Source organism: Hydrogenovibrio sp. 3SP14C1, from assembly GCF_029625905.1.
GTDB lineage: Bacteria > Pseudomonadota > Gammaproteobacteria > Thiomicrospirales > Thiomicrospiraceae > Hydrogenovibrio.
Window position 1 is genome coordinate 110,919 of sequence record NZ_JARTLM010000001.1, and the last position, 20,316, is coordinate 131,234.

At 45.4% G+C, this 20,316-nt stretch carries 18 protein-coding genes; 6 read left to right on the forward strand and 12 right to left on the reverse strand.

Translation table 11 applies throughout. The features are described from left to right. Positions 1-6 precede the first annotated feature (6 nt). From P8629_RS00485 to P8629_RS00530, 10 genes are read right to left on the reverse strand one after another with little or no spacing between them, the layout of a single operon-like run. Complete coding sequence (locus P8629_RS00485; protein ID WP_278163448.1) at positions 7-1,713, reverse strand: nickel-dependent hydrogenase large subunit; 1,707 nt, start codon at positions 1,711-1,713, stop codon at positions 7-9. Continuing rightward, entirely contained in the window at positions 1,710-4,151 is a 2,442-nt protein-coding gene (locus P8629_RS00490; protein ID WP_278163450.1) for a hydrogenase small subunit, read from the reverse strand. The genes P8629_RS00485 and P8629_RS00490 overlap by 4 nt, the downstream gene beginning before the upstream one ends. 57 nt (positions 4,152-4,208) lie before the next feature. Continuing rightward, positions 4,209-4,553: a hydrogenase/urease nickel incorporation protein HypA gene (hypA, locus tag P8629_RS00495; protein WP_278163452.1), complete on the reverse strand. Its 345-nt coding sequence runs from the start codon at positions 4,551-4,553 to the stop codon at positions 4,209-4,211. 15 nt (positions 4,554-4,568) lie between these two features. After that, entirely contained in the window at positions 4,569-5,576 is a 1,008-nt protein-coding gene (hypE, locus tag P8629_RS00500; protein WP_278163454.1) for a hydrogenase expression/formation protein HypE, read from the reverse strand. Further along, entirely contained in the window at positions 5,573-6,739 is a 1,167-nt protein-coding gene (gene hypD / locus P8629_RS00505; protein WP_278163456.1) for a hydrogenase formation protein HypD, read from the reverse strand. The genes hypE and hypD overlap by 4 nt, the downstream gene beginning before the upstream one ends. Then, a complete protein-coding gene (locus tag P8629_RS00510; protein WP_278163458.1) occupies positions 6,736-6,975 on the reverse strand; it encodes a HypC/HybG/HupF family hydrogenase formation chaperone in 240 nt (79 codons plus the stop codon). The genes hypD and P8629_RS00510 overlap by 4 nt, the downstream gene beginning before the upstream one ends. Positions 6,976-6,996: 21 nt before the next feature. Further along, positions 6,997-7,755: a hydrogenase nickel incorporation protein HypB gene (gene hypB, locus P8629_RS00515; protein WP_278163459.1), complete on the reverse strand. Its 759-nt coding sequence runs from the start codon at positions 7,753-7,755 to the stop codon at positions 6,997-6,999. 27 nt (positions 7,756-7,782) lie between these two features. Then, complete coding sequence (locus P8629_RS00520; RefSeq protein ID WP_278163461.1) at positions 7,783-8,421, reverse strand: hypothetical protein; 639 nt, start codon at positions 8,419-8,421, stop codon at positions 7,783-7,785. 40 nt (positions 8,422-8,461) lie between these two features. Continuing rightward, complete coding sequence (locus P8629_RS00525; RefSeq protein ID WP_278163463.1) at positions 8,462-8,959, reverse strand: thioredoxin family protein; 498 nt, start codon at positions 8,957-8,959, stop codon at positions 8,462-8,464. A gap of 17 nt (positions 8,960-8,976) precedes the next feature. Then, positions 8,977-10,281, reverse strand: a complete 1,305-nt coding sequence (locus P8629_RS00530; protein ID WP_278163465.1) for a TlpA disulfide reductase family protein — start codon at positions 10,279-10,281, stop codon at positions 8,977-8,979. Positions 10,282-10,474: 193 nt separating this feature from the next. On the opposite strand from P8629_RS00530, the gene P8629_RS00535 reads away from it, so the two are divergent. From P8629_RS00535 to P8629_RS00550, 4 genes are read left to right on the forward strand one after another with little or no spacing between them, the layout of a single operon-like run. Continuing rightward, a complete protein-coding gene (locus tag P8629_RS00535; protein WP_278163467.1) occupies positions 10,475-11,359 on the forward strand; it encodes a sulfurtransferase in 885 nt (294 codons plus the stop codon). A 10-nt stretch (positions 11,360-11,369) separates the two neighbouring features. Continuing rightward, positions 11,370-13,385 carry an EAL domain-containing protein gene (locus tag P8629_RS00540; protein ID WP_278163469.1) on the forward strand — a complete coding sequence of 672 codons (2,016 nt, stop codon included), beginning with the start codon at positions 11,370-11,372 and terminating at the stop codon, positions 13,383-13,385. 9 nt (positions 13,386-13,394) lie between these two features. Next, positions 13,395-14,795: a CAP domain-containing protein gene (locus P8629_RS00545; RefSeq protein ID WP_278163471.1), complete on the forward strand. Its 1,401-nt coding sequence runs from the start codon at positions 13,395-13,397 to the stop codon at positions 14,793-14,795. Positions 14,796-14,841: 46 nt separating this feature from the next. Further along, complete coding sequence (locus P8629_RS00550; RefSeq protein ID WP_278163473.1) at positions 14,842-16,974, forward strand: GNAT family N-acetyltransferase; 2,133 nt, start codon at positions 14,842-14,844, stop codon at positions 16,972-16,974. Positions 16,975-16,980: 6 nt separating this feature from the next. Here P8629_RS00550 and purU read toward each other — a convergent pair whose 3' ends face one another. Continuing rightward, the gene (gene purU, locus P8629_RS00555; protein WP_278163474.1) at positions 16,981-17,838 is read right to left on the reverse strand and encodes a formyltetrahydrofolate deformylase; all 858 of its coding nucleotides are present in this window, start codon (positions 17,836-17,838) and stop codon (positions 16,981-16,983) included. 180 nt (positions 17,839-18,018) lie between these two features. Here purU and xthA point away from each other — a divergent pair, with 180 nt between their 5' ends. Further along, positions 18,019-18,840: an exodeoxyribonuclease III gene (gene xthA / locus P8629_RS00560; protein WP_278163475.1), complete on the forward strand. Its 822-nt coding sequence runs from the start codon at positions 18,019-18,021 to the stop codon at positions 18,838-18,840. A 32-nt stretch (positions 18,841-18,872) separates the two neighbouring features. Beyond that, positions 18,873-19,568, forward strand: coding sequence for an FAD-binding oxidoreductase (locus tag P8629_RS00565; protein ID WP_278163477.1), 696 nt, complete (start codon positions 18,873-18,875; stop codon positions 19,566-19,568). Positions 19,569-19,581: 13 nt separating this feature from the next. On the opposite strand, the gene rdgB is transcribed toward P8629_RS00565, so the two are convergent. After that, positions 19,582-20,181, reverse strand: a complete 600-nt coding sequence (gene rdgB, locus P8629_RS00570; protein ID WP_278163479.1) for an RdgB/HAM1 family non-canonical purine NTP pyrophosphatase — start codon at positions 20,179-20,181, stop codon at positions 19,582-19,584. Positions 20,182-20,316 lie beyond the last annotated feature (135 nt).

Here is a 20,316-nt window from a genome sequence, read left to right on the forward strand (position 1 = left end):
AAAGCCCTAAAAGGTTCCGATGGGATTCACGCGATGTTCCGATAAGGTTTGCCCTTGTGCATCAATGACATGTACCGCACAGGCTAAACACGGATCAAAAGAATGCACCGCACGAAGCACTTCCAAAGGTTGTTGTGGGTCGGCCAACTTGAGGCCAACAATGGCTTCTTCATAGGGCCCTCGAATCCCTTGACCATCCTTAGGAGACGCATTCCAAGTCGTGGGCACGACCGCCTGATAGTTCTTGACCTTCGCATCCTGAATACGGATAAAATGACTTAACATCCCGCGAGGCACTTCCAAAACCGCTCGCCCTTTGGTTTCAAGAGGCAAGGCCTCAAACTCATATTTCGTCCAAGTGGTTTCATCGTAATATTTGATGTTTTCAATCAGCTCACTGACAAATGCAAAAATCAGATCACACACCACTTCAGCTTCAACGGCGCGCGCCGCATTTCGACCAATGGATGAAGAAAAATCGATCAGTTCCAAGCCGGTATCATTCATAAAATGTTGCATATACGGGCGCACCGTCTTGGCATTTTTGACATAACCAATGATCATTCGTGCGGCGGGCCCCACCTCCATGGGTTGACCTTGATAACGCGGTGCTTTGATCCAGCTGTATTTGCCTTCGGTTTTCAGGGTGCCGTCCGCATTCATATCGGTGTAGTCCGGTTCCGTGGTTTCATCATACGGATTGGTCGGCGCTTCATCGGCATACCAGGAACGAGAGGCCTCTTCCGTGATTTGAGTGTCATCAAACGGCTCTATTGTCGAGAAATCATGCCCCCAAATAATGCCGCTGGCAAATAACGGTTCGTCATCTGACAATTGATAGCCGCCCGAACACATAAAATTACCATGACCACGACCTTCGCCGGCTTTGATATTGTCGCCATAGGCGGCCACGACCATTTTCATATCCGGCAAATAGGCACGTTTCAAGAATTCTTGTGTGTCTTTAATAATGAAAAGATAGTCATTCAAACGCTGAGGGTTCAACATGTCCATCACACTGGTGACACCCCCGACCACCAAATTTTGCGGATGCGGTGTTTTGCCTCCGAAAATGGCGATGGCCTTGCTCACTTCCCGTTGAATCCGCAGCGCTTCCAGATAATGATTCATATGAATCAGATTTTCTTCCGGTGACAATTTGTACTGGGCATGACCCCAATACCCATTAGCGAAAAGCCCTAAACGCCCTGCGTTAACAAAGTTCGCCAACTTTTCCTGCACCGCGGCCAAATCGCCCTGTGAACAGTTATACGGGTGTTTATGCCATTGATGAGCTATTTCACTGGCTTTGTGACAATCAGCTTCCAATGCGCTGGTAACATCAACATAATCCAAAGAGTGCAGATGGTAATAATGCACCAGATGATCCTGTACAAACAATGCCAGAGAAACCAAATTCCGGACGATTTCAGCATTACGCGGCGGAACGATTTCATAAGCGTTTTCCACCGCACTGATCGACGCACGATAATGCGAATTAGTACAGACGCCGCAGATACGCTGAGCAATCAAACCGGTATCCCGCGGATCCCGACCTTTCAGAATGGTTTCAATACCCCGAAATAATTGACCAGACGCCCAGGCTTCGGTCACGGTATTGTGTTCATCCACTTCAATTTCAACCCTTAAATGGCCTTCAATTCGGGTAACTGGATCGATTACGATTTTCTGTTTTTTAGTGGATTCTGTCATGACGTCAACTCTTTTGGCACATTGATTACTTTACGGTTATTGGCAAATTCATCGAAGGCGACTTTACCTTTACCACAGGCGATACAGCCGTGACCGACTTGCACCGGCCAGGACGTTCCTTCATTAAACTTCATTTGAGCACAATTCATATCAGCATAAGGCCCTTTACAGCCCATTTCAAAAAGACACCAGCCTTTTTTGGCACCTTCATCACCCCACTCTTTGACAAATTCTCCAGCATCATAATGACCACGGCGCTCACAATTGTCATGCACGCGCGGCGCATACGCCCAAACCGGTTTGTTGTTTTCGCCCAATTCGGGCATTTCTGCAAACATAATGTAATGCAATAAGGTTCCGACCACATTGATCGGATTCACCGGACAGCCGGGTAAATTAATAATATCCTCACGGCCTAAAGCTTCGGACACTCCAACCGCGCCGGTAGGGTTTGGAGCCGCCGCGACCACGCCCCCGTCAAACGCACAGGAGCCGACCGCCATGACCGCGGAGGCATGTTGCGCGACACGTTTTAACAAAGCCTCCCCCGTTTCGCCTTGCGGGCCGATTCGCAGAAAGTTTCCGCCCATGCCTAACGGTACTGCGCCTTCTACAATCAAAATATAGTCACCCTGATCTTCTTCAATCAATTGATCCAATCTGTTTTCGGACTGTGGGCCGGAAGCGGCCATTAACAATTCATGATAATCGAGTGAGATGAATTTCAAAATTAATTCGTCAATCGTCGGGTTGACCGTTTTGATAAAGGCTTCGGAGTTACCGGTACAGTCCGCCAACTCAAGCCAAATGACCGGCACCTTATTCAAATGCTGAATACTTCGATAGACCAGATTGTCATACTCTGGAGGCAACTGTAAGTTCAGCGTCATCATTGACACCCAGCCATTGAAATCCTGGGCTTTATCAAACGACTGTAAAGCCGCCTCAAAATCCGCCATATCAATCTGGTTCGACGGGTGTAAACGATTGAACTTTTCCAGTCTTTTTTCTACTTTCTCGATTTGCGCCGCTTTTGCCACTTCTTCACGCTCAGCTCTCTTGCGTTCGACTTCGGCTTTATCAACATGGGCATGTGCAATTAGGTTAGCGACATCTTTTTTACAACGCCCGCAAACACGGCCCGCTTCGGAATAGGGTTTCAGTTCCGCAAAGCTGGTCACCGCTTGCGTTTCGATGATATCAATCAGGTCTTTTTGATAACTGCCAGTGCAACTACACACCAAGCGTCCTCGTTCATTTTCATGACGATTGTTGTACAAATAGGAAGCATCGACATTTTCATTTTCAATGATGAGCTGTTTGAGATACAACGCATCGACATTGGAATTGACGCCAATAAAGCGCATCAGCTTCTCATTATTGAGAATGTATTGGTCGATGCGGCCTTCTTTTTTAGAACGCAACAACACCACTTCATTGTCTTCATCGTGCATATTGTAACGAGGAGACACCACGTCGATAAATTCAAACGCGCCGACTTTCAAACCATCTATCGCCACTTCGCGATGAAACGCTGCAACCTCAGTTTTGAAAATATTACTGACGGCCACATCGGCTTCCAGTCGACATTCTTTGGCATGCCCGGCACTGAAACCACTTTCATCAATTTGTGCCGCTTCACCAACGGCGTAAATAAACAAATCTGAGGTGCGCATTGTTCGATCCACCAAAACGCCCCGATCACATTCCAACGAAGAGCGAGCAAAGTCGATGTTGGGTCGAATACCAATGCCAAAGACCAGCAACGGATCTTCAATCTGGTGGTGCTTGGTTTGCAGCACCGTCATATGCCCTTTTTCAACCGTTTTATCGACGATTTCATCATTGAACGACAGAACAATTCGGGGATCTTCTTCAAAAGTTTTTTGCATCAATGCGACGCTGGAAGGGTCCAAATCGCCGGAATAGAGGGATTCGTCCCGTACGATCAGATAAATACGTTTCGGTGCGGGCATGTCCATCAGTGTGTCCAACAGTTCCAAGCCGATTGGACCGGCACCAACAATTACCACATTGCGGTCCTGCAAATTTTTAGCGATTTTAAAACTGTCATCCGCACTGCGGAAGGTAACGGCGTTATCAATATGCTCAATATCAAACAGGGTTTTGGGCTTGGAACCACTGGCAATGATCAGATAATCATACTCAAATCGGCTTTGTTCAGTAATGACTTGCTTGGCTTGCCGATCAATGGCGGTGACTTCCTGATTCAGCTTCACTGTCACATTTGGGTTCAGTTCCAGCGTAATGTCTTGAATGCAAGACGTTCCCGAAACCAAATCACATAGATGAATACGATCATAAGGCGCGTAAGATTCTTTGGACAGAATCAGCACTTCCGTGGCTGGATCTTTTTCCAAAATCTGGTTGGCTAAATAATCCGCTGCGATCCCGCCGCCAATAATGACAATTCGCATGATTCTCCCCTCGTAATGATGACGCCTTTTAAAAACTCAACTCACCTGAAATAAATACTACGCCATTTCCAGCTGCATTAAAAACATCTCTTTACCGTCCGTTATCGTCACCCGATCACTCTGGCAAGCCGGACAGACATAATGGTGCTCCGACAGCAGGGTAGTTTCACCACACCCTAAACAAAAGACTTCGACCGCTTGAATTTGCATATCCAGTTCCGCTTTCTGACAAACGTCACTGTTTTTTTTAAAAGCCTCAAATGCCGTTTGTAACAAATAAGGTTCTACCCCGCTTAACTGCCCAATCTTCACCGACACTTTTGAGACATGAGTTGCCTGATTCGTTTGGGCCAAGGTTTCACATTGTTCGATCAACGCTTGAACAATAGAGTATTCATGCATAATCTATGTGCTCGCTTAACAAATTCTGGGCAATAATTCGCCCTTGGGTAACTCTAAAACCCGTTGACTTCCCCAAGGGGTTTGTAAAACCACCAGGCCTGGCTGAAATTCAGACACTTTTCCAATCATTGCTGCCTGCTGCGTACACTCAAATTGTTGAAAAACCGCTAATGCTTCTTCAACTTGTGAACAGGGTAGACTCATCAAAAAAGTGCCTTCATTTGCAAAGTCATACGCCTCAAAACCGAGCAGTTCGCACAAGCCTTGCACGGCATCCGAAATCGGAATTTTATCCTCTTCTACCTCGATACAAACTTGTGAGGTTTGCGCCCATTCATTCAACACCGCGGCCAGTCCGCCGCGAGTCGCATCTCGTAGCGCATGCACCGACAGCCCTTTATTTATAAGGGCTTCCACCACCGGCCACAACACGTCACAATCGCTTTTCAAGTCACTGTGCAAATTCATATTGTCACGTGCCGACATCACCACGGCACCATGACGTCCGATATCACCGGAGACCAGAATCGCGTCCCCGATTTGCAATTGATGCGCCGAAGGCATCGCTTGTGTGGTGGTTTGTATCTGTCCAATGCCTGACGTGTTTATAAACAACTTATCCACAGCCCCTTGTGGAACGACTTTGGTATCACCACACACAATTCTTGCATCGGTCTTTTTAAGCTCCTCGGCCATGCTTTTGACGACCTTTTCCAAGGTGCTAAAAGGCAAGCCTTCTTCAATCATAAATGCACAGCTTAAATACAACGGTGCGGCCCCCATCATTGCCAAATCATTCAGCGTGCCGGCAACCGCTAGATTGCCGATATTGCCTCCTTGAAAACACAGCGGACTGACGGTATAACTATCGGTCGTAAAGGCAGACTGCCCCTGCAAACTTAGGACGGCAGCATCTTCCGATTTTAATAAAATCTCATTACCGAAATAACGATAAAACAATTGTTGGACGAGTTGCTGGCTTTCGGCCCCACCGCCACCTTGGCTAAGTTCAATCACTTTCATGCGGTTGCCTGTTTTCTTTCAATTGGCTTAACCGATCGTAATGCCACTTCAGCATAACGATAATACGCATTACAGGCACCTTCACTGGACACCATGCAACTGCCTAATGGCCGTGTCGGGTCACAGCCTCGCCCAAACACCTTGCAGTCTTGTGGTTTGGCGACGCCCTTAAGAATATCGCCACAAATGCACAGCTTATGATCGTCAATCGGTTCATCCGACAAAACCGCTTCAAAGACCGCTTCGGCATCGATAAATTGATACGCTTCTTTCAATTGCAACGCACTGAGTTGAATATCCCCTAACCCGCGCCACCGGAAGTGAGAACGTGGTTCAAGATAGGTTTGAATCATCTCTTGCGCCTTCTGGTTGCCCTGTTCTGTCACGGCTCGCGAATACTGAATCTCGATCTCATGCCTTTCCTGAAGGACTTGCTCCACAATCATTAAAATGCTTTGCATCACATCGACTGGTTCAAAGCCACTCACGACGATTGGCATTTGATATTGTTCTGCCAGTGGCTGATAAATTTGCGCGCCACTGATCACACTGACATGGGAAGGACCAATCAACGCGTTAACCTGACACACTGAATCAGACAAAATGGCCGCTACCGCCGGGGGGACCAACACATGGTTGATATGAAAAAAAAGATTGGTCAGCTTCAATGCTAAAGCTTGCTGAATCACTGCCGCCGTCATCGGCGTGGTGGTTTCAAAGCCAATGGCAAAAAACACCACCTGCTTATCCGGGTTTTCCTGCGCAATTTTCAAGGCATCCAACGGCGAGTAAAGGGCTCGAATATCACTGCCTAACGCACGCTGCTTTGCCAAACTGGTTTTCGAACCGGGCACACGAATCATATCACCTAATGTCAGCAAAATTGTATTTGGCATTTTCGCCAGCGCAATGGCATGATCAATCCGCTCTTTCGGCATAATACAAACAGGACACCCAGGACCATGGATAAACTCAATATTTTCCGGTAACAACTGATTCAAGCCATATTTCATAATGGTGTGGGTATGTCCGCCGCAGACTTCCATAATACGAAGGGGGGAACTTAAGGATTGCGCCGCTTGATGAATTTTGTGAGCCAACGCCTGAATGGTTTTAGGCTGTCGGAATCCCTGATATAAGTCTTGCAGCTGAAGCGTACTCATCCTTCTTCAGCCTCCAGCGAATCATGAATCTGCTGATACAGTTTCAGACTTTCCAACGCATCTTCTTGATCGATTTTATTCATGGCAAAGCCAACATGAATCAATACATAATCGCCGATCACAACAGGATCGGGCATTAAGTCTAAACTCACTTGACGCTGCACGCCCATCGTATCGACCGTAGCAATATTAGTAGCATCAATTTGAATCACTTTTGAAGGAATCGATAAACACATAATTAGCTCTGCCAGTTTTCCTTATCCGCGCATTTTACGTTTGAATTCAATCCAATCCACCAATCGCTGAATTGACGCTGGATTTTTGGTCGACAACTCCAAAATATCGACATTGGGCTTGAGTTTTCTCGCCATCGCTTTTGCCGCTTCAATATCAAATTCAAAGTGTGGCAACAAATCCACTTTACTGATCACAACTAAATCGGCCTGATGAAACATAACGGGATATTTTTCAATTTTGTCATCGCCTTCTGGAACTGAAACCAACACCACATTCAAATGACTCCCCACATCGTAACTGGCCGGACAGACTAAATTGCCAACATTTTCAATGAAACACACATCCATACTCTCTAACGGCATCGCATGTAATCCCTTGTGCACCATAAAGGCATCCAAATGGCAGGCAGAGCCGGTTTGAATCTGATAGGCCGGAATACCCTTGGCTTGAATACGCTCAGCATCGCGAGACGTTTGCAGGTCGCCTTCAATCACACCAAATTCAAACGGGCGTTTATCAAACTCGGCTAACCCTTCCAGCAAACTGGTTTTACCGCTGCCAGGGCTACTCATCAAATTAATCGCCAAGACGCCAGCTTTTTCAAAATGAGCCCGGTTATGCATCGCTTCATGGTTATTCTTATGCAGGATATTTTTAATCACATCCACCGTCTTTGGCTCATTTAACTGCGGGTTATCATGCACATGAACGTGGTCGTGGTGATGAGCGTGATGCTCTTCAGCAACATCGGTAATGGAACAACCGCAATCTTCACACATACTCTTTTCCTTTGACTTCTCTGAGAATTAAAACCATAACATCTGCGCGCCAACCACGATTGAGCCGATTCCAAGCCCTCCGAACACACGCCGTACATTGGTCAATGAATTTAACCAGTACCGATTCAGCAGTAAAATAACGCCCCCGAAACTGATAAACACCAACATGACGCCCAAGGCAAATAAGGCAATCATACTCAAGGTTACTTCCTGATGACTGACCAACCCGAGGGTAATCAACATACCTCTTACCCCGCCGATTCCCATTAACACCCCTAAACTCAGAGCTGGCATCATATCGGACCAGCGATGTTGGTGTGTTCGTGAAAAGCTGATGTGAATATGTTCTTTACCGTCATGGGTATGCTTATTCAATAAAATTCGGTCGCTCAAGGCCATATAAAGGAGATAAACACCCATCATTACAATCACACTGGCGGAAATAACATCTCCATAGTCGGTATACGCTTGGATACCTGGCATACTTTGCAGTAATTTGGCAAACAAAAATAAAGTAGCCCCATGCCCAACTGCAAACAATAACGTTACCATCATGGTTTTTTTGATGTTTTTACCAATTGAAAAATCGGCAATTGCGGTTAAATGATCTGGCCCCATAGCATGCAGTACACCATACCAAAAAATAATCAATAAACTCAATTCCATGTTACTCACCTAACCTTGTTATCGTGTTCATCCCATCATCTCATTGCATTCTTTTGTCATTATCCATGTCAGCCAAAGCACGGTTAATCAACTTTTTTAACCGATAAGGCACATAGTCATACGCCCCGGAATTAACCATACGTTTGCCAATTTCATCCCCATCTGCGTTTACAAAAACAATACTAGGAAAGGTTGTGACGTTATAAAAATCTGCAAAAAAACTGTTTTTTACCTGTTCACCATAAAAATCCCGTGTTTGTGTGCCCTTGGCATCAGTACGGATTTCGACCATATGAACATAACCGTCAAGCAATCCATTTTCAATCATCGGTAAAATTGCCGCCTCTTTCAGCTTTTCACAAGCACCACACCGCACACGATTAAAATAAATAGCGATAGGCAACTTATCCTGTTTTGCTTTTTGACCGAGTTTGGAAAAATCTTCAATGGTATTCAGTCGCCATTCATCGGCTTTAGCAGTTGTTGAAAAGCCTATCGTCAATAAAAGGATTAAGCAGAAAAGTTGAATCAATTTCATAAGGTCTCTCGTGGCTCTTAATCTGAAGCAGTGGTTTTTTCGATAAGAGATTGTATTTTCTGTATTGTCAGCGGGTCATCCCATTCATGACCGCCAAATAAAGCATACCGTATTTTGCCATGACCATCGATGACATACGAACTCGGATAAGCAAAAACTTGCCAGGCCTGCACCGCCGACCCTTTCGGATCGAGTAAGATCGGAAAATTCACCGGGTGTTGTTTCAGGAAATCCTGAATGGCAGGCTTCTCCTCTGCCAAATTCGCTGCCAGAATTTCAAACGGCTGGTCTTTCAGCACTGTTTTCAACCGGGTCATCGAAGGGATTTCATGTACGCACGGTGGACACCAGCTCGCCCAAAAATTCAGAAGAACCACTTTGCCCTGGTAGGCATCCAACGAATGCGATTGACCATTCATATCATTGAGTTTTAGATAGCGTTGCTGTGAACCGGAATAAGGCTGCAAGCCGGTTTTATCGGTAGATTGAGCACGGGGTTTTGTCATGGCAGCGCCATTTATCATTTTTTCAGAGTGTTCGTTTTGAGCCAAAGCAGATTCACGAAAAACGGGTAAGTAAGGCGCCAATGTTTTCATCGCCTGCATCAAATCGGACGCTAACCTCTGTGCTTGCGTCTGCTCCACCGGAAGCGCATCGGGACGGAAATAATAACGATCCCGCACCTTCGGCAGCAAACGAATAAAAACATCCGAACCGGACAAGCTCAATTGTTGTTGTAACTGAGGTAGATGCCAACGCCAGGGAGACAATTCAGACTGAATAATATAAACCGGTGCGTTAACTTGTGACACTGTCGGCCAATATTTCGCTTTCTGCCCTGCTTGTGGCGTTTCAATATAGAGACTGGGGTTCAACAAAACCAAGCCCACCATCGAGGTTGACGTTTGCTGAAAAGAGGCGAGCGCTTTAATGACCAGCGCGGCACCCTCATTCGAACTGATTACAAACAAAGGCAACTCACTGGCATGAAGTCTGGCGATTTCTCGTTCAATAATATTGGACGGAATTTTTCTCAGACTGCTAGAAGCAACTGGCAAAAAGTAACTTTCAAACAGGTTGGGCATGGTCACGGTGAATCCAGAATCGGCTAATTCTTCAGCCACCATCTGTTCTTGTTTAAGCACCCCATGCTCGGAAGGTACCCACAACACATTCGCAATTGGCGTGGTGGCAGGATACACTTCAGATTCCAATGCACCTTCCAGCGTATGCTCATGCGGAATCTCGGCAATAGCAGCATGAAATGCATTGATGCAAAACCACACCAGCATCAACCCGATATGCATTTTATGATTCAACATGACCATGCCCCTTTTCTTGGCAACGTTTTAACTTAACAACATTATACGCAAATTATCGCTGAGTAAATATACGGAGCCATTTTCTTTAAAATTTTTGGCTTTTCCTTTATAAATTCCCGACAAATTTTATTGAATAATAACAGGGTAACCGCTATATTTGGTTTTATCTATTTGGTAAGCAAAGGAATACATGATGTCTTGTTGGAAAAAACAACTGGGAATAATCATCTTTTGCCTCTGCAGTCTCCCTGCCTATGCACAGAGTTTGCTGCTTGCGCCTGAACAATTAAAAAACAACCTCACCAATGATGCTGTGATCATTTTAGATGCCCGCTCTACCAATCTGTACGAACAAGACCATATTCCAGGAGCGCGCAATTTTCCTGTGAATTGGACGTACGAGCATAAAAGCATCAATGGAAAAATCACCTCCCCCAACCAGATTCAAATGATCTTGCGCCAACTGAGCTTAGATAGAGAAATGCCGATTGTTATCTATGATGAAGGCGCTTTAGTCGATGCCGCTCGCTTATTCTGGACATTAGAAGTTTACGGCTTCACCCAAGTTAAGGTTCTGAATCGTGGATATGATTACTGGGCCGCACAAAATTATCCCACGAGCGATGATACGCCCAAGATTACTCCAAGCGATTATGTTCCGGTCATCAACCATAAACGACTGGCCACCAAATTCTCGACACAAACCGCCACCCAAAACCCAAACCAGATTGTGATTGATGCCCGTCCTGAACAGGCCTATTTAGGATTAAAATCGCACGCTAAACGGTTTGGTCATATTCCAAGTGCGATTAACATTCCCGCCTCTCATAATATTGACTCAACTAACCACTTTGCCCAGATTTCTTCGGTGACGCACCTCAAAAACGTTTATTTTAATATCCCAAAAAATAAAAAAGTCGTGTTGTATTGCGCCATCGGACGCATCTCGGCCACCAATTATCTGGCATTACGCGAACTGGGGTATGATGTGGCGAACTATGACGCTTCTTGGCTAGAATGGGGCAATGATTTTTCATTACCGATTGTCACCTCCTCACAGGCACAGATGAAACCATAAGGAATAAAATATGTGGCGTAAACTCAGCATCAAAGTCCAACTGATGATTTGGATTTCAGCCGTGACCTTTATGATTGCGTTCGGGTCGTTAGGTATTGCGTTCTGGTTAGATGTGAAACAAAGAGAAACGCTGGCGGTGAGTTTGTCGACCACAGTCAATGCGGCCTTACGCCATGATTTATTGAAAGGTATTTTGTCGAATGATGCCAGTGTCTATTCCGATCTCAGCTTTCGTTTGGCCGGGTTCCAACAGATCGATCGTGTTTTATTGCTGGATGACCAAAACAAGCCGGTATTTAATTACTTACATACTAACAAAACCTATCAACATCTGGTCGATCGGACGACGGAAACCCCTCAGTTTCATGGTGAAGATTTATTTGTTAAACAGCCTCTGATAGAAGATGGCCACCGATATGGGTCTGCTGTTTATGTCATCGACATGATGTCTTTCTCAACGCAATTTCAAAAACATTTAATTTTTTTATTCATCGCTTTACCTTTAGAATTATTATTGGCTTTACTTTTTACTTGGTGGATCAGTCGCAGCTACAACCAGCCCTTCACCCAATTAGTCGAGGCGATGAAACATAATGACGTCAGCCTAAATCGATTCTCTCCTGTGCATACCGATGCTAAAAATGAAATTGGAGCACTCTTCAATGGCTATAACGAAATGATCCATAAAGTGGAAACCACCACAGAACAAATGCGGTATCTTTCCGAACATGATGATTTAACCGGTCTTTACAACCGTTATTACATTGAGCTACTGATTCAAAAAGCCCTGCAAGATGAAACCGCCCAACATCATGTGCTGCTGAACATCGATTTGGATCAGTTCAAACTGATCAATGATTCCGCTGGGCATAGTGCAGGAGATGAACTACTGAAAATGGTGGCACACAGCTGTCAGGAGATTTTATCTGACAATGTTTCCATGGCTCGTATTGGCGGGGACGACTTTTATATCTTGCTGCCCAATCATTCTGAAAAAGTTGGCAAGGCCATTGCTGAAATGTTACTGGAACACTTGTCCGACTTTCGGTTCAGCTGGGAAGGCCAAGCCTATTCGGTATCCGCTTCCATCGGCATGGTGGCTTTCAGGCCTTATGAATATACTTTGGAAGAACTCGTTAAAGCAGCGGACTCCGCGTTTTATTCCGCCAAATCGGCTGGACGCAATAAGCTCCACATTTTCCACTCGGAAGATGAAGAGTCGCAATATCATAAACACGAAGTACAAATCGCCAGCTACATTAAAGAAGCTTTGGCGCAAGAGTCTACATCCAACCCCCTTAAAAACACCGCTTATTTCGAACTGTTTGCGCAAGGCATTACCCCGTTACAACATAACAACCGAGATGAGGTCAGTTATGAAATCCTAATCCGTTTACGAGATATGAATGATAACCTGATTGCACCGGATGCATTTCTACCCACTGCTGAACGATACCAAATGATGGCCGATATCGATGGTTTTGTGCTCACCCAGTACTTAAATAGGGTGCAATCGTTACCCACTCATTTAACAAAATTGCATAAAGTCCACATCAACTTAGCGGGATCAAGCTTAAACAACGCTGATTTTCAGGCGCGCTTAAAACAACTCGTCAGCGAGCACCCTAATTTTCCATGGCGTAAATTGGAGCTGGAAATTACGGAAACTTCGGCAGTGGGCAACTTCAATCAGGCCATGCCGTTTATTCAATATTGTCAAGCCTTGGGCATTGGGCTGGCCTTAGATGATTTTGGCACTGGCATGTCTTCTTTTGAATACCTTAAAAGCCTCCCTTTTGATGTGATTAAAATTGATGGTAGCTTTGTGAAAGATATGCATTCAGATCCGAGCGACAAAGCTGTTATTCGTTATATTCAGGAAATCAGTGCTTTACGAAACCAAGAAACCGTCGCAGAATATGTTGAAACTCAACAGGATGTGGACGTTTTAACCGAGATTGGAATTACCTATGGCCAAGGCTATTTCTTAGGCCGCCCGAAACCTCTTACGGAATGGTTGACTTAAAGGATATTTATGCTGATTCGATTACTGCTTTACTTTATGCTCGGACTGTTTTTGATCTGGTTTTTTAACGGCGGACTAGAAAAAATAATGACCCCGCCAAGCGATCTATCAAGCATTCCAGAACAACAAAAGCCCTATCAAAAAACACCAACGGCGAAGCCCTTGACGCCGTCTATGGCAAAAGCACAAGAACGCGAGGCTAGGTTGTACCTGAACCGCCTTCGTCAAAGCGTACAGCTTACCCCGTTACAATACAACACAGCGTTGTCGAATGCGGCGCATCAACATGCAAGCTATTCTTCACTAAACAATATTCAAAGCCATGAAGAACGTCCCAACTTACCCGGGTTCAGTGGCCAAACGCCGACAACGCGCGCTTTCACAGCCGGCTATCAAAGCCCCGTTGCAGAAGTCATCGCCTACAATCATCGCCGCCCACACCCCTTTATTGATGATTTGATGTCAGCGATTTATCATCGCCTATCTTTGTTGAGCATGACCCAAGATCAAATCGGTATCGGCATCGCGGGTGATGGGAAGGGAACGGTCAACTCAAGTCTAACGGCCTTACTGGGCAATCAAACATTAAATGCCTTATGCCAATCACCGCCCTCTCCTCAGCCCGGAACCTATTACTACCAGGACGTATGTCAAAACAATCGTCCCGTTTCAAAACGGGATTACGATAAAGCCTTAAACCAAGTGGCCAAACAAAACCCCAAACTCATTGTCTGGCCGAAACCAGGTGGAGACGTTTCTCCGGTTTTTTATGAAGAATCGCCCGACCCTTTACCGGAATGCAATGTTTCAGGTTACCCGGTTCACTTACAGATTAACCCCATTTATGCCGGGCGTATCGAACTTTTGAATGAAACCTTTAAAGTCTTTGAGCAAAAAAATGGCGAAATGATTCCCATCGTCCCCCAAACCATTTTCGACAATCAAAGCAACCCGGTCACGGCACTGAACGCACTAAAAGCCCATTTAAAATCGTCTTCTAAAAAAGATCGCTGGATTGCTTTTTTCCCAAAACACCGTTTGAACTGGAACAGCCACTATCAAGCGGAAATTCAATATAAAGAAGACGGACAGCGCAAAACGAAACGCTGGCAATTTACCACTCAAAACCAGCCAGGCCTGGTCACTTTTACGGCTGAAAAAGGGCAACAACAGACGCTTAACATAAAAAAAGGACAAACCTACACCCTGTATTTCCCACCCAGCCAATGCAAAATGGCATCAACCATTGTGATGCGCAAACAAATCCCCAAATCGATCGATGTCAGCAGCCGTTTTATTGACGGTGAAACCATTCAGGTCACATTGAATGCCGCCCCATTTGGGGGGGCTTTTTCCATTGCCTATGGTCCTAGCCAAACCTTGATACGGTTTGAAATTGAAACCGATTAGGAAGAGGTTTCCTCTCTTGTTAATCTTGTTGCGCTAGAATAGGACTATGACTCACACCTCTTCTGACTTAAAAAACTGGTCTCAACAGCTTCACAATACCCTGACGTTTCATCGTCATCGAGCCTGCTTGGTCTTAAGTGGCGAATTCAGCTGGCAGCAGCAGATGTTGAACACTTTAATTCAGACAGGCACAAAAGGGATCTTTATTGGTACCCACTCCTTACACTCCCAAGCCGAAGCCACCCACCCTAAACAGCTCAAATTGTTGCTGGGCCAGGAAACCGACTTCGCCATTTTTCGCGCCGAAGAAGGCATTGAAGCCGACGCACTTGGGATTGTCAGCGGTATGATTCGAGCCGGTGGACTGTGTATTATCTGTTTGCCGGATCAGACCACATTTGAAGACTTACCGAACCCGCTACTAAAACACGTCTTAAACTTTCCCCTAACCCCGAATGACAGCTTACAAGGGTTTAACCGCTATCTTTGGCAAGCATTACAACAAACTGCCTTATGGTGTACACCTCATGAACCCTTGCCAGATTTATCGACCTTAAAGCCGGCCAAAGAAGTTTCGGCCTGGCAAGGAAATAGAACCCCTGATCAAATCGATGCCTTGGAAGCCATTCACCATGTCGCTTATGGTCACCGAAAGCGACCATTGGTACTGACAGCGGATCGAGGGCGGGGGAAATCCACCGCTTTGGGGTTGGCGTGTATTGAGCTGATACGGTCGGGAAAAAAACGCATCACTTTGACAGCTGCCCGACTGACGCAAGTCCAGATGGCATTTAAGGCCATTGAAGAACAAACAGATGCTTTGACTTATAACGGCTTCGAATGCGTTGAAAAACGCCCAGGCCTGGTGGTTTTTCAACACAACGATCAGCTTTACCGTATTGAATTCAAAGCGCCGGATGACTTGATTGCCTCAGATTATACCAGCGACATTCTGATGGTCGATGAATCTGCTCATTTGCCATTACCGATGTTAAAACAACTTTTGAAGCTTTATTCTCGCACCGTTCTGGCCACCACCCAACAAGGCTACGAAGGGTCTGGGAGAGGCTTTCAACTCAAGCTTTCACACTACTTAAGTCAACACTATCCTGGCTGGAAACATCTAAAACTCAATACTCCGATTCGTTGGCATGCCCAAGACCCTTTAGAAAAAGGAATCAACCAGCTTTTATTATTAGAAAACGATCCGCCAACGATTGAGACGCTTCATGCATCATCCAGCGGTGGTTGCCAAATACAACGATGTTCTGTCTTGTCGCTATTACAATCAGCAGAGGGAAAAGCGCGTCTCAAACAAATTTTTCAGCTGTTAACACAAGCCCATTACCAAACACGACCGAATGATTTAATGCAAATCCTAGAAGTGCCCAACCAACAACTCTGGGTTGCACAAGCCGATAACAAAGTCATTGGCGTGTTATTGGCTGTTGAAGAAGGGGAATTGCCAACGGATTTGGCTGAAAATAGGCGTTTACAAGGCCATTTGTGTCCTCAGCTACTAACGAAAAACACAGCAGATCGCTCTTGGCTTGCTCTCAAAACATTGCGCATTCAACGTGTGGCCGTGCAATTGGACACTCAGCAACAAGGCATTGGCACCCAATTGGTGAGTGACTTTTTGCAAGCAAATCAAACCGATTACGATTGTGTCACCACCAGTTATGGCGCCACGCCGGAACTGATCCAGTTTTGGCGCAAAAACCATTTCAAGCCCCTGCACTTAGGCCTCAAACGAGATAAAGCCAGTGGCATGCACTCTTTAGTGATGTGTCAGCCGTTTTCTGCCACGGCAAAAGCCCTGACAAAATCGACTTTATCAACTTTTCAAACTCAATTTGCTTGGAATCTGACCGATAGCTTTAAAGACTTGGAACCCGCTTTAGCCATTGCGATTTTGCAGGGAGGAAACTTCCCCAACACCACTTTCCCTAAAGGGTATTTGCAGCAGCAACCGTATGAATCGGTCGCTTTTGCACTTCGTGACTGGACGTTAGCGCATATCGACCAGATTAAAGTAACCCCATTAATGGAAAGTTGGGTTGAAAAAGTATTGCAAACACACCCTTGGCAACAGGTGTGTTTAAAGGAAAAATTGAATCGTAAAGCGCTGGAAATTGAATTTAAAGCTTGGTTAAAATCCGTCCTTCAGGCGCATTAAACGTTATTAGTTATCGAATACTACGGTTTTGTTGCCATGAATCAACACCCGGTCTTCCAAGTGATAACGTAAACCGCGAGACAGCACGGTTTTTTCAACATCACGCCCTAAACGGCGCATATCGTCAATGCTGTGCGAATGACTGACTCGAATCACATCCTGCTCAATAATTGGCCCGGCATCCAATTCTTCCGTTACATAATGACAGGTAGCACCAATCAATTTAACACCACGCTCATAAGCTTGGTGATACGGCTTAGCCCCGACAAAAGACGGTAGGAAACTGTGGTGGATATTAATCACCCGACCCGAATAATCCTGGCACATTTGTGGTGGCAGAATTTGCATATAACGCGCCAACACAATGACATCGACATCGTATTGCGCCACCAATTCTTGGGATTTCGCAAACGCTTCGGGCTTGGTCTCTGGCGTCACCGGAACATGGTGGAATGGAATGTCATACCATTCAACCATTCGACGTAAATCATCATGATTTGCAATGACGCAAGCCACTTCTCCCGGCAAATCATCTTCATGCCAGCGATACAACAAATCGGCTAAACAATGCGATTCTTTTGAGGCGAACAATGCGATTTTTTTCGGTTGATCAGAATCAGTGACTTGCCAATCCATCTCAAACTCTTCAGCAATCGCCGCAAATTTCGTTTTAAAGCCTTCCAGATCATTATTTAAAGAGGATGCTAAAATTTCATGGCGCATAAAAAACCACTTATTCAAAACATCGGTATGATGATTGGCCTCAATAATCGACCCGCCTTCCGAAGCGATGAATCCAGCGACTTTGGCAACAATCCCCACTTGATCCGGGCAAGAAATGATTAAACGAAAAACACGATTCATAATAAATTCTCAAATCAGCGCTAAGCTATTAAATAAAAAAAGGTATTTTAGCAAATTCCACCCGGTTCAGCATAAAGAACATAGAAACGGCTAAAAAACACCCTGGCCTGGGTGTTTTTCTTTAAGTCTGTTATACTTTTATCTTTATTAATTTTATTTATTATTACAACTCAATCCCTTATGAAAATTGTCTCTTTTAACGTCAACAGCGTGCGGATGCGAATACATCAATTGCAAGCGCTGACTGATTCGTATGCACCCGACATCATCGGCTTGCAAGAAACCAAAGTTCAAGACCATGAATTCCCGTTAGCAGACATCGAAGCCATGGGCTATCATGCAATTTATATGGGTCAAAAAACCCATTATGGCGTCGCCATTCTGTATAAAAAAACACTCACTTTGAAAGCAAGCCAGTATGGTTGGCCGCACGATGGCGAAGAGGCGCAAAAGCGGATGATTATGGCCGACTTCGAAGATTCAGATGGCAATGAAGTGCGCGTAGTGAATGGGTATTTCCCACAAGGGGAAAACCGTAGCCATCCGATTAAATTCCCGGCAAAAGAAGCCTTTTATCAAGACTTGATGACCTACTTAAAAGAAGACTGTTCTCCTGAACAAAACTTGGTGGTCATCGGGGATTTTAATATTTCCCCCCAAGATAAAGACATCGGCATTGGCGAACCCAACCGTAAACGTTGGTTAAGAGAGGGTAAAACCAGCTTCTTGCCAGAAGAGCGTGAATGGTGGGCCACACTGCTTGACTGGGGGCTGCAGGACACGTATCGAAAAATTCACCCGGAAGAAGACCGTATTTTCAGCTGGTTTGATTACCGCTCTAAAGGCTTTGATGCCGAACCGAAGCGCGGACTCAGAATTGATACCGTACTGGCGACCCCGTGTTTAACCGAAAAGGCTGTCGACAGTGGTGTTGCTTACGATATCCGTGGAATGGAAAAACCATCTGACCACGCACCGGTCTGGACCGAATTTAAATTTTAACCCCCGTCGCTGAAAACAGCTTAGGAATCAACATGTTTCAAACTGCGTTGCAACCAATGACCGTTGAGCAAACGGAAAAATTAACAGAAAACACCCTGTTATTATTATTGCGACCGTCTAAGGAATTTATCTACCACGGCGGACAATACGTCATGCTCGGGCTGGTACCAACTGACCTCAAACCCTTCTCCATTGCCTCTTCCAGTCGAACGGACGGATTGATTGAACTCCACATTCGTAACCAAGACAATTCTCAATGGATGCAGGACTTGTTTGCGCTTCAACCAGGCACGAACGTTTACATTGACGGACCAAATAATCAATATGAACTGGATCCGATTGAAACACTGAAAAAGCACACTATTATTTTAGTGGCCGGCGGAACAGGCTTTGCACCAATGAAAGCGTTGTTGGATGAGTTGCTCCAACAAAAAGAAGCAGATGCTTTGTCGATTGAATTTTACTGGGGTGCAAGAAGTGATGAGGATTTATATTTGAATCAGGACATGCAAAAATTGGCAGAATCACACCCAAATATTCGCTATATTTCGAGTGTCTCGGGAGACTTTGCTGAACACCCAGATCAACGCGGCATTCATCATAAAGTTCTGCAAGATCACTCGGATTTAAGCCAAGCTCGAGTCTACCTATGTGGTCCATGGCCGATGGTAGAATCTGCGAAAGCCAGTTTCGTCGAAGCGGGACTTGCGCCAGACGCTTTCAACTAATTGCTTCGATAATTTATTTCAGTTGTGCGACAAGTGCCTGTAGTGCTTTCGCGCGATGACTGATTTTGTTTTTGACCGTTTTGGGAAGTTCCGCCACAGAACACCCTTCATCTGCCATCCAAATCAACGGATCATAGCCAAACCCACCCGTTCCACTCGGCGCTTCTAAGACAGTTCCACACCATTGTCCCAGTCCAATCAACGGCGTCGGATCCTCTGAATGACGAACATATACCATGGCGCAGTAATAGCAGGCCTGGCGGTTTTCAGTCGGCACCCCATCCAATTCATCCACTAATTTTTGATTATTCAGCGAATCTGAAGCCGCTTGGCCTTGATACCCCTCGGAATACCGCGCTGAATAAATACCAGGACGCCCCTGCAAAAAATCGACTTCCAATCCTGAATCGTCCGCAATCGACGGCAATCCCGTTTTCTCACTAGCAAACCGTGCTTTGATTAAGGCATTTTCAATAAAGCTTAAGCCATCCTCAACGGCTTCTTCGGTGAAATAGCCTGATTGAGGCTGAACGGATAATGCTAAGGGCGCCAAAATCTCGCGCATTTCAGCAAGCTTTCCGGCATTTCCCGTGGCCAGAACGATTGTTTTCATAATAAAGACTCCATTTGTTTTTGCGCGTTTTTTTGCTCCTTACTCATGAATACAAGTCGTTCCGTGCAAAAAAAGTGATAAGCATTTAGAATACAGGCATTATACCGAAAGCATCTCGCTAGCTTAACGAAAAGC